The organism is [Scytonema hofmanni] UTEX 2349 (assembly GCF_000582685.1).
GTDB classification, from domain to species: domain Bacteria; phylum Cyanobacteriota; class Cyanobacteriia; order Cyanobacteriales; family Nostocaceae; genus Hassallia; species Hassallia hofmanni.
Genome location: NZ_KK073769.1, coordinates 1,459,676 through 1,471,402, shown reverse-complemented (window position 1 = coordinate 1,471,402; position 11,727 = coordinate 1,459,676). Strand labels below are relative to the sequence as shown.

6 protein-coding genes and 2 pseudogenes are annotated in these 11,727 nt (G+C 41.7%); 3 read left to right on the top strand and 5 right to left on the bottom strand.

Features of this window, described 5'->3' with window-relative positions:
- The first annotated feature begins 258 nt into the window (after positions 1-258).
- Positions 259-1,069, top strand: a pseudogene (locus tag TOL9009_RS41780) (IS5 family transposase).
- A gap of 146 nt (positions 1,070-1,215) precedes the next feature.
- On the opposite strand, the gene TOL9009_RS50265 reads toward TOL9009_RS41780, so the two are convergent.
- The 3 genes and pseudogenes from TOL9009_RS50265 to TOL9009_RS0136815 form a co-directional block, all read right to left on the bottom strand.
- Positions 1,216-1,380 (bottom strand): alpha-hydroxy-acid oxidizing protein, encoded by a 165-nt coding sequence (locus TOL9009_RS50265; protein ID WP_313770089.1) that lies wholly within the window; start codon positions 1,378-1,380, stop codon positions 1,216-1,218.
- Positions 1,381-1,542: 162 nt separating this feature from the next.
- Positions 1,543-1,678 (bottom strand): annotated as a pseudogene (locus tag TOL9009_RS46670) (alpha-hydroxy-acid oxidizing protein); the annotation flags it as partial.
- Positions 1,679-2,039: 361 nt separating this feature from the next.
- Positions 2,040-2,234, bottom strand: coding sequence for a hypothetical protein (locus tag TOL9009_RS0136815; protein WP_029638704.1), 195 nt, complete (start codon positions 2,232-2,234; stop codon positions 2,040-2,042).
- Positions 2,235-2,822: 588 nt separating this feature from the next.
- On the opposite strand from TOL9009_RS0136815, the gene TOL9009_RS41775 reads away from it, so the two are divergent.
- Positions 2,823-3,633, top strand: a protein-coding gene (locus TOL9009_RS41775) for an IS5 family transposase (RefSeq protein ID WP_260676017.1) whose coding sequence is annotated in 2 segments (ribosomal slippage) — positions 2,823-3,470 and positions 3,472-3,633 — 810 coding nt in all. Because the reading frame shifts where the segments join, the coding sequence is not laid out codon by codon here.
- Positions 3,634-3,862: 229 nt separating this feature from the next.
- On the top strand, positions 3,863-5,965 hold the full coding sequence (locus TOL9009_RS0136805) for a M3 family metallopeptidase (protein ID WP_029638702.1): 2,103 nt from the start codon (positions 3,863-3,865) through the stop codon (positions 5,963-5,965).
- A gap of 585 nt (positions 5,966-6,550) precedes the next feature.
- On the opposite strand, the gene TOL9009_RS0136800 is transcribed toward TOL9009_RS0136805, so the two are convergent.
- Together TOL9009_RS0136800 and TOL9009_RS41770 are read right to left on the bottom strand one after the other, a co-directional pair.
- Positions 6,551-7,150, bottom strand: coding sequence for a LuxR C-terminal-related transcriptional regulator (locus tag TOL9009_RS0136800; protein ID WP_029638700.1), 600 nt, complete (start codon positions 7,148-7,150; stop codon positions 6,551-6,553).
- Between the two features lie 280 nt (positions 7,151-7,430).
- Complete coding sequence (locus TOL9009_RS41770) at positions 7,431-10,844, bottom strand: PAS domain-containing sensor histidine kinase (protein ID WP_051503224.1); 3,414 nt, start codon at positions 10,842-10,844, stop codon at positions 7,431-7,433.
- Between the last annotated feature and the right edge of the window lie 883 nt (positions 10,845-11,727).

Genomic DNA, 11,727 nt, shown 5'->3' with positions numbered 1-11,727 from the left:
CGGTCTCCTTCTGAGTCCGCTTTTTGGCGCTCGCTCTTCCGGCACTTATTCAATATAGCGAGTCCACTCTTTCTTGTCAACTCTTTTCTCAAATTATTTTTTGAGCTTTTTTATCAACGCCTCAAATCTACTCACCGCACACCCTTTTAAGCCACAATTACTAAGAGGGTGTTTATAAATGAAAAATAAAGAGCACCGCAGTCATTCCCCAAGACAGGTATTTTAAAAAAGATAGTCGTTGTATTTGAATCGGGTGCCATGAGTCGAAAGCCTTATCCCACGGATATTTCCGATAGCGAATGGGATTTGATTAAATCAATGATTCCTACAGAACGTAAGCGAAAACGTGGAAAAAAACGTGAAGTCGATATGCTCTAAGTGGTGAATGCAATTTTTTACATCTTGCGTGCTGGTTGCACGGGAGCGAATGATGCCTCATGATTTACCTGCATGGCAAACTGTATACTCGTATTTTCAACGTTGGCAGCGTAAAGGTGTGTGGGAAAAAATTCACACAAGCCTGCGATCGCAACTTCGGGAAATCTCTGGACGAGACGCAGAACTATCTGCCGGAATTATCGACTCTCAAACAGTGAAAACGACTGAAAAAGGAGGTGCCAAGGGTTATGATGCCGGAAAAAAGATTAATGGTCGTAAGCGTCATATTCTGGTTGATACGATGGGTCTGATTCTGATGGTGGTCGTACATGCCGCTTCGATTCAAGACCGTGACGGGGCAAAGCTTGTATTCGAGAAAATTTACCACCTATTTCCCAAGTTACATTTAATTTGGGCAGATGCCGGATATGCTGGCTCGTTAGTTGATTGGGTCAAATATTTTATTGGTTGTGGACTTGAAATTGTCAAACGTTGCGACCTGACGAAAGGTTTTAAAATCTTACCTCGACGCTGGGTCGTAGAACGTACATTTGCGTGGCTTGGTCGTTACCGCCGACTAAGTAAAGATTACGAATATCTTCCGCAAACTAGTGAAACCATGATATATGCGGCTATGACGCATTTAATGTTACGTCGATTAGCCCGTAATCATCGTTGCTCAACTGCTTAAGATTTATTTTATAAACACCCTCTAAGACACCCTAGAAATCCAGGATTACTAAGAAAGTGATTTTTCAGTCGTAATCTACATTTGATGAGTGATTTGATCGCACTCCACTTCTAATTCAGTAGCGATCGCAAACCACAAAGCATCTTCTACTTTCTTTGGGGAATTACCAAACTACGATCAATAACACCAACTTCTGCACCTACAGCGAGTCCCCAAAGGATAGGTCTTCCTAAAAGTACAGCTTTTGCACCCATTGTCAAGGCTTTAATATCTGTACTAGCCCTTTCAAGGTGAGCATATGTACTATCCAATTTTTAACCGTATTTCAGGCATTGACTGCAATTGAAGAAATAAATTATGGATAAACTCCAAATTTTTGGACTGTAAATTAAGCGATCGCAATCGCCAAAATACCGAAATTGGGTGAAAAATATTATTTATTTCATAGTACAAACGTTCACCTTGAAAGGGCTGATATCTGTACCCCGACGGATACCACCATCTACAAGCACTTCTGCTTTTTTATCGACTCCGGCAGCGACTTGGTGATAGTGCATCAATTGAACCGATCGCACTATCGAGTTGTCTGTCACCATAATTAGAGACGATTTAACGTGTCGCGGAAGTCCCCACCTTCAAGGATCTGGTTCGTTGATATCCGAACCAGTGAATATAGCGGTTCTCAGTTAACTGAGGTAAATAAAACTTCATCACGCTAGTCGCCTTAACGGGGGGGGAACCTCCGCACAGCGCAGGCTTCTCTTCTCCTCTACGAGCGCTCGTAGAGAGGTGTCCGGAACTCGCGGTGTGAGGTTCTGTATTGTATCCAAGTGAAACCCACTATATTTAAGATATATATGAAGCGATCGCAGTTATAAAAATCGAGTGGATGATTATCGCTATTGCAATCCATCTCCACTCGGTATTTAGCTAATCAGGCTACTTCAACTTCACACAGTTACAGCTAAATTTAACGCGATTCAGTTCCCTGATTTGGGCTACCTGCTACTGAATCTTCTCCAGGTGCTTCTGGTGTGGCTGTAGATTTAGCATCACTTTTCGCAGCAGTACCAGTTTTGCGAGTCTCTTCGTCGATGGGGGTTTGATAGCCACCTGATGCATCTACTGTGTTATCTGGAGCTTTGGACTTTTCTTCAGAAGACATAATTACATTCCTTTTGTTCATTCTTTAGCATCATTTTAAGAAGATAGGAAGTGCAATTTCATCTCTCTAAAATGTAGTTTTAGCTGATTCCTCTATCTGTCGCAAGAATGATATAAAACTCACTTACAGCAGATTGCCCTAATATCCATTGAACAGGGTGTGGGGGGTGGCTGAGTGGGGTGTAGGGTTCGGTGAGGACTGGGGATTTAGACCCCACAAGAGCCGTAGACACCGCACTTTTTCGGTGGGGTCTTGAACCCAATTGCACTCATAGTGTGGGGTGTTCCCAATCTTCACTTACATTCCCCACACCCACCAGGAGCGAAGCGACGATAAACGTAGAGACGTAGCACTGCTAAGTCTCTACAAGTTTTTGGGATTTATATATGTACTTCCTAAAGCTGAAACCTGCTGTATATTGAAAAATTTGCCTAAGAAACAGCTTCATTGCTTGCCACGATCGCTCGTCTGCATTTTTGTTGTAAGCTCCCTTAGAGGGTGTTTATAAATAAAAAATAAAGAGTACCGCAATCATTTCCCAGGACAAGTATTTTTCAAAAGACAGTCGCGGTATTTGAATCGGATGCTATGAGTCGAAAACCTTATCCTACAGACATTTCCGATACCGAATGGGATTTGATTAAATCAATGATTCCCGCAGAACGTAAGCGCAAACGTGGAAAAAAACGTGAAGTTGATATACGCGAAGTGGTAAATGCGATTTTTTACATCTTGCGTGCTGGCTGCACGGAGCGAATGATGCCGCATGATTTACCAGCATGGCAAACTGTATACTCGTATTTTCAACGTTGGCAGCGCAAAGGCGTATGGCAAAAAATCCATTCAGCTCTGCGATCGCAGCTCAGGGAAATCTCTGGACGAGACGCAGAGCCATCCGCCGGAATTATAGACTCTCAAACTGTGAAAACCACTGAAAAAGGAGGAGTTAAAGGCTATGATGCCGGAAAAAAGATTAATGGTCGTAAACGCCATATCCTTGTTGATACGATGGGTTTAATCTTGATGGTTGTTGTGCACGCAGCTTCAATTCAAGACCGTGACGGGGCAAAGCTCGTATTCGATAAAATTTTTCATGTGTTCCCAAAGTTACATTTAATTTGGGCAGATGCTGGTTATGCAGGCTCCTTAGTCGATTGGGTCAAATATTTCATTGGTTGCGGACTGGAAATTGTCAAACGTTGCGATCGCACGGAGGGCTTTAAAGTATTACCAAGGGCGTTGGGTTGTAGAGCGTACATTTGCATGGCTTGGTCGCTATCGCCGTCTGAGTAAGGATTACGAATATCTTCCGCAAACGAGTGAAACCATGATCTACGCTGCTATGACACATCTGATGTTACGTCGATTAGCCCGTAATCATCGTTGCTCAACTGCTTAAGATTTATTTTATAAACACCCTCTTAGAGAGGTCGTCACCTGATTGTGGATTAAGCTCTCGACGAGAGTTTTTTCGTACATTGAGAAGTCAGACCTACCATTCGCTCTTCTGCATCCTTCTTTCTTGTCGGTGCTTTCGTTGGGATGCTGCACTCAAATTAAACGGCGATCGCTACATTAGAAGATATAGATAAAAATCGCCCTTATCAACTCGCGACTCACACAAAACCATGAGTGCAAACGTCACTATTTCCGAAAATTCCTTACTCAAAGGCTACGGCTTACCTTCTTTTGCAGACATTTCCCCAAAACAGGTTGTCCCAGCCTTCAAGCAACTGCTGGCAGAATTAGACACGGAATTTGCTAGCTTAGAAACTAAGATAGAACCAAATTGGAGTGTTTTAGTAGAACCTTTAGAAGATTTAACAGAACGCCTAAATTGGAGTTGGGGCATAGTCAACCATTTAATGGGCGTAAAGAATAGCCCAGAATTGCGCGAAGCTTATGAAACTGTTCAGCCAGATGTGGTGCAGTTTGTCAACAAGCTCGGTCAAAGTCAAGTTATCTACAATGCTTTTAAAATACTGCGGCAAAGTGATACTTGGGCAACTTTAGATTCTGCTCAACAGCGCATCATCGAAGCTGCAATTCGAGATGCAGAACTTTCTGGTGTCGGGTTGCAAGGTGAAGCTAAAGAGCGTTTTAACGCTATTCAGATGGAGTTAGCCGAACTTTCCACTAAGTTTTCTAACCATATACTCGATGCTACCAAAGCCTTTAGTTTGACTTTGACAACTAAAGCAGAAATTGACGGCTTACCCCCCAGTTTACTAAGTCTTGCGGCACAAGCTGCACGCTCTGAAGGTGCAGAAAACGCCACACCCGAAAACGGTCCTTGGCGCATCACTTTGGACTTTCCGAGTTATGGTCCTTTCATGCAGCATAGCACCCGCCGCGATTTGCGAGAACAGCTTTACAAAGCTTTTATCACTCGTGCTTCCTCTGGAGAGTTGGATAACAACCCGTTAATTGAACGCACTTTAGAGTTGCGTCAAGAACTTGCAAATTTACTCGGCTTTAAAACTTTCGCTGAGTTAAGTTTAGCGAGCAAAATGGCTCCGAATGTTGAAGCAGCAGAAGCGCTTTTAGAAGAATTACGTCGTGCAAGTTATGATGCTGCTGTTAAAGATTTAGAAGAACTTAAAGCTTTTGCAGCAAAGAACGGTGCAGCAGAAGCCAATGATTTGAAGCATTGGGATATCAGCTTTTGGGCTGAACGTCAACGAGAAGAAAAATTCGCTTTCACCGCAGAAGAGTTGCGTCCTTATTTTCCGCTACCCCAAGTGTTAGATGGTTTATTTGGGTTGGTGAAACGGCTATTCGGTGTGACTGTCACTTCTGCCGATGGACAAGCTCCAGTATGGCATGAAGATGTACGTTATTTCCAAATAGTTGATGAAACTGGTAGTGCGATCGCTTACTTCTATTTAGATGCTTACAGCCGTCCCGCAGAAAAGCGTGGTGGTGCTTGGATGGATACCTGCATCAATCGTGGGAAAATCAAAGCTCAAGGGGTAACTCATACTCGTTTACCTGTAGCCTATTTGGTATGCAATCAAACTCCCCCCGTCGATGGCAAGCCGAGTTTAATGACTTTTAATGAAGTGGAAACTTTGTTTCACGAATTTGGTCATGGCTTGCACCACATGCTGACGAAGGTAGATTACAGCAGTGCAGCAGGCATTAATAATGTAGAATGGGATGCAGTGGAATTACCTAGCCAGTTTATGGAAAACTGGTGTTATGAAAGACCAACTTTGTTTGGGATGGCAAAGCATTACCAAACTGGTGAGACGCTACCAGAGCATTATTATCAAAAGCTGTTGGCAGCTAAGAATTATATGAGTGGCAGTGGTATGCTCAGACAACTGCACTTTAGCATGTTGGATTTGGAATTACATTATCGCTATCGTCCAGGTGGGAATGAAACTGCCAAACAGGTACGCGATCGCCTTGCCAAAACCACAACCGTTTTACCACCACTCCCCGAAGATGCCTTTTTATGCGCTTTTGGACACATCTTTGCTGGTGGATATGCAGCTGGTTATTACAGCTACAAGTGGGCAGAAGTCCTCAGTGCTGACGCTTTTGCTGCTTTTGAAGAAGCTGGCATCGAAGATGAGCAAGTTATTAAAACTACGGGAAAACGCTACCGTGATACAGTACTGGCTCTTGGTGGTAGCAAACATCCGATGGAGGTATTCAAATCCTTCCGGGGACGTGAACCGAGTACAGCAGCTCTACTTAAACATAATGGTTTAGTGGCTGCTTAATCCTCTAATATCAAGTCCGGATAATTATTGGCGCAGGGCAATAAAGCGCAACCCCACATAGAATAGACATCTGGCAGAAAAGACGTAGAGACGTAGCATTGCTACGTCTTTACAAGGGTTTTGGGCAATGCATAATTAATTTATACTAGATGTGTAATTGGTATAAGTACAGCATTTTATTAATTTGTCGGTAATTAAATTTGGCAATACCCCTGCATTGTTAATGCATTTAAAAACACTACGATTTTAGGCAAAACTATAATAAGTGCTCAATTGCTCAAGTGTCCATAGCCGAGCCATTGAGTTTAAATTTATCACCGTGGATGCGGGGACAACCTGTGCCTCGATAAGTTGTAGATGCACCATAGAGCAGTCGATTGAAGCGCAAACGCATTAACTTGTCCGCAGCAATATCGCTTGAAAGTTTGATAAAGCAGGAAATGCCGTGCTTTTAGTGAAATGGTATAAGTGTAGAGTTATTTTTTTTCGGCATTGCAAGTATATCAATCTTAATTGATTGATGAAATTATTAACTACTTTGTTAATAATTGCATTTCACTAATCAATTCTGATTGTTGATTTTTCTTAGTTTTCGGTGTCAATATTCGCTTGTCGCTTGGCGTGAATGTTTTTCATGTGCTTTTTGACGGTATTCAGGCTAATGTAAAGCTGGAAGGCAATTTCTTTATAGCTGTAGTTGAAGCGATAAAGAAGCCAAATTTCAGCTTCTCGTGGTGTTAAGTTATATTTTTTGACTTCAGCGATCGCAACATTTTTTAATGTCTCACATTTATTTTCAATTGTCACCAACAAGCAAGGACGTTGTAAGGGATCTACATCTAGCCATCTTACCCGCAAGCGAAAAATATTAAACTTATTTAACACAATCTCATCAGAGAGAATGATGTGTTGATTGGGAAATAAACTCCTATCTATTAACGATTTGCAATGATCCCAAATTGCTTGTGGTACAATGTTCGCTTGAGAAATGCCTTGACTGATTTGACTACAAATGCTTATTGCCGATGCGTTAGCATGAACGATTTCTCCTATCTCGGTCAAGATTAAGATGCCATCTTGTAAGCCTTCAATTACTTTTTGTAAAAAATCTACTTGTTTTATTTTAGAATTAGCATTATTGGGGTAATGCGATTCAAGGGTTGTTGTTGCTAATGTGTTTATCATATTAAATGCTTCAATTAAAACACTATTTATTTAATAGGTTTGATTTGCATAAGTATATGCACCCTGAGTGATGTGCATGACTCTAGGCATACGTAAAAAATCTTTCACGAATTCATCGCTTAGTATCTAAAGTCCTCAGTCCATGTAAAGACGTTCCGGCGGAAGGTCTCTACGAATGTGTCCTAACATTGGACATGATATAATTAGCGAAATATAAATTTTTGTGATAAGAAAAACTGGCTGTTTAGTATTATTCTGAAATTATTTAAAAAACTTAACTTTAGAAAGTTGTTTTGTTTGTTTGTCCCAATTTGACGTTAAGTAGTGGCAGCATAAGAGTGAATTTTGCACCTTTGCCTTCACCGGCACTTTCTACATAAATAGTACCACCATGTAATTCTACTAAATGACGCACGATTGATAATCCCAATCCTAATCCGCCGTGGGATCTGGTGCTGGAACTATCTGCTTGACGAAAGCGATCAAAAATGTAAGGCATAAATTCAGGTTTGATACCAATGCCTGTATCGCTCACCGTAATTTCCACATGAGAATTAATTCGTTGCAAATCAACTTGCACGCGCCCGCCTTGGGGTGTAAACTTAATTGCGTTGGATAGTAGATTCCAAATAATTTGCTGCAACCGTTCAGAATCGCCAAAAATTAATTCAGTATTTCGGTCAATTGAAGTTTCGATGTGAATTTCTTTTACATCAGCTGCTAGACGTAAAGAATCGAGTGCAGATTCAATAATCGCTACTAAATCGCAACTGTGGACATTCAGACGCAACTTGCCTCTAATCATCCGCGAGATATTTAACAAGTCTTCAATTAGTTGTGTTTGTGCTTTAGCGTTGCGTTCAATTGTCTCTAAAGCTTTAGCGATTTGAATTTCGGTGAGCTTGCGTGAAGAACGCAGCATCTGTGCCCAACCGAGGATGGCGTTGAGAGGCGATCGCAATTCATGGGATAATATTGCGAGAAACTCATCTTTCATCCGATTTGCTTCTGTCAACTGAAGAGTTTGCTCTTGCAAAGAAGCGATCAAGCTTGCTCTTTCCATTGCGATCGCTATCTGGTCACAAACCGCTTGCATCATCCCGATTTCATTTTGGCTAAAGCTATCTTTACTACGACTGGCAAAGGAAAGTGTACCTAAAACTCGTCCCCGTGCTATCAACGGATAACTATAATATGCGGTAATGCCAACAGCGCGAATCAGTTCTGTTTTCACATCCGTTGATTGTTGCACATTCTCTAAAGCAATTGCACGGCGTTCCATTGCAACTGTACCACACACAGCTTGTCCAAACTCTAAATACTCAATGTCTTTAGCAAGTTCTTCAGAAATACCACTATAAGAAGTTAGCCGCAAGACTAACTGGTTTTCTGGAATTAAATAGTTAAAATAAGCATCTAAAGCTATTTGCTCGGCAAGTTTTTGGAATAAGCTATTAACCAATGTTACTGGTTCTTGGCTCGATAGTAAATCGCTTGCTGTGTCAAATAAAAGTTGAAGCCTTTTGTTGCCTAATGAGAGTGCTTTTTCTACTTGTTTGAGGTTGCTAATATCTTGAAATGTTAAGACGCAGGTAGCTTCAAGACCGTGCATCGCTGGTAGAGTATCTGCATATATTAGCAGAGAACGGATTCCTTTAGGCGTGTGCCAGTTCAACTCTACCCCATTGAGACGTTCACCACGAGCAACTCTTACCCCAGGTGCTTGTTCGCTGTGAATGGGATTTCCCGCCCCATCTGTGCTGTAATAAGTTGTGTAATAATCTTCCACGGATTCAGCTAAAGGAAATTTACCTCCAGCTAATTCGTCAGCAGCGCGATTGGCAAAAGTTACTCGTGCGGTTTTTGGTTCGATAAACAGCAAAGGTGTTGGCATTAAGTTTACAGCATCTTCCAACCATTTTTGCTGATTTTGCAGAATTTCCTCGGCTCGTTTGCGGACGGTGATGTCGTCAGTCACGCCGAGAATCTGGTAAATTTCACCTTTATCATCCAGGATTGGCACATATTTGATGAGTGTAGTGCTGACATAATCAGGTAAATTTATAGTGGCTTCTACGGTTTGTAAGGTGCGCGTTTCTTGTGCTTTTTTTAAAGTTGGTAAATAAGCGTTTGTAATTTCCGGTGGAAAGATTTCCTCGTCAGTGCGTCCAAGTACTTCCTCTAATGATTTATTAGTGCGTTGCAAACCCGTAGTGTTGACAAACTGCAATCGCAATTCGGCATCATATATACCAAACACATCGGGGATATTATCAATAGCCAAGCGAAATCTTTCTTCACTGCGACGTAACGCGGCTTCTGCAAGAGTGCGATCGCTCAAGTCTAAAATAAAGGCTACTGACTGTTCGCGTTTTTCTCCCAGCAAAGTGTAACCAATTAAAACCGGAACGCGACTATTATCCTGACGAATATATTCTTTTTCATAAGGGGTACAACCACCAGTTAATTTTGCCTCGGCGATCGCAATTTCATCCAAATACAGATACTCTGGTGGTGTCATCTCAATCCAGTTTATCTTCCCGGCGACTAAATCCTCACGCGTGTAGCCGATAATCCGCAAAAATTCGTCATTTGCGTTGAAGATACCACCGTAAATGTCGCCAAACAGAATGCCGATGACGTTAGCATCTACGAAACTGCTCAATTTTTGTTCGTTGTCTTTCAACGCTTCGATTGCGCGATCGCGTTCTTGACTCACCTCTTCAATTAACGCTGCACTTTGCCAAATCACAACGACAAAACTGACAATAACAATTATGGCAAACATTGACACTGCAAACGCCGCATCATACTGTTTTTGACGTTGACCTTCAACGATGAACCAGCCTAACACAGAAGAAAGTGCGATCGCTGCAAACAATAAACGCCTCGCAAGCAACCCACCGTCAGTATCACTTGTTACTACCCGCATCAACCCTTGCTCTGGATGAGTCCAAAGAATGCCCGCACAGAGGACTACAAAGGTCACTCCCGTAAGTAACCCCATAGAAGTTGTGTAAGGATAAATATTGTAAACTACTTTAACGTTGTAGCCATAGCCGATGACAGCCTGTAAAGAAATCAAAGCAGCTATCAGGGTAAGAATTTGAGCATACCAAAAGCTACGGCAGGTTTTTTGTTCTATCGCTCTGCCAATTAGCACAAAATTAAATGCCGTGTTTAACCCCATTCGCCCAGGATAAAATGTTATGCCAGGTGATAAGTCACGCAACAGCAGTTCATCGATACCAAAATTCCAGCCGAATAGATATTCAATCAGCGTGAGCAAAGCAATTAAGCTGACTGCTACTGAACATATTTTGGAAAGCCAGAAGTTGGGGGGATGGGGAGATGGGGGGATGGGGAGAGTGGGGAAAGAAGAATTATTCCCCTTGTCCTCCTTATCCTCCTTATCCTCCTTGTCCCCCTTATCCCCTTGTCCCCTAGTCTCCCTGTCTCCTTCTTGCGACAACCAGAGCGAAATACCAGACAGTACAAAGCACAATGCTGTATTCGCTTTCATTGTTGAGGTACTGTTCCAAAAGCCATGCGTGACAACTTCGATGTTGAACCACGACCCAAACAGTACTAAGCTACCAACACAAATAGCGATCGCACTGGCAATTTTTCCAATAAGTTTGGGTGAAAATGTCAGAGGTATGTCATGCAGATGCAAGCGGTTGCTTTTTAACATTGAAGTTTGTTTAACTGCATCTATCTAAGGCGGGACAGTTAGGTCTTTCTTTGGTTACAAACGGTTATACCCATTGTTTCTTATGCTACTTATTCATTTTTTTTTTGCATCTACCTTTGTGCAGATTTTGGGAATTAGATATTGGGCATTTCCCCCCTAAATACCAATACGGTTCAGTTAAAAAATTTATCCGTTGAGGCAGGCTGTTCTTGAGCAGGGGATGCAGGGGAAGCAGGAGGGAGAAAAAAGCTTATCTGAACCGTACCTAAATACACATATTTTTCTCAAGGTAAATTGTTTATTTTGTCACTCGAAAGATTTTCCACCGTCTTCGTCAAAAGTGTACTCAGAATTACCTTGCCAAATACGTAACCGTAAAGAGATGTCCCCCCTCGTTCTTGGGGAACTACTTTTTGTCAATCATCGTCTACTCAGAAAACGTATTTAATTTTACTAATGTCGCTGGGAAATCAGCAATCGATGTGCCATCGCTATTATGGGGTTGGGGAGAATAATCTATTTTTCTCCATCCCCTGGTACTGTGTAGCGGCAAGATGTGTCCGCTTAACGACTTCTTTGTGGGAAGCGTCTTCAAAGTGTGTACTAAACATCTGTTATTTAAAGGTTTTTTCGGATTTTTATGTATATACACAGGAATTCTGGCTTGATCGTCAGAATAACGCAGATATAAGAGTCTTTCATCCCTCTGATTTGGTTGTTCACTTTGGAAAACTTTGCAGGGAATTAACTGGATATGAGGAATATTGTTTATATTTACAATGACCCTTCATAACATCTATATCAAACCAAAAATCACACGTTTTTGCAACCAAAGCCCTATATACTAGACTTTAATCAAATTTGGGTTTTTGTAAATTGAGAT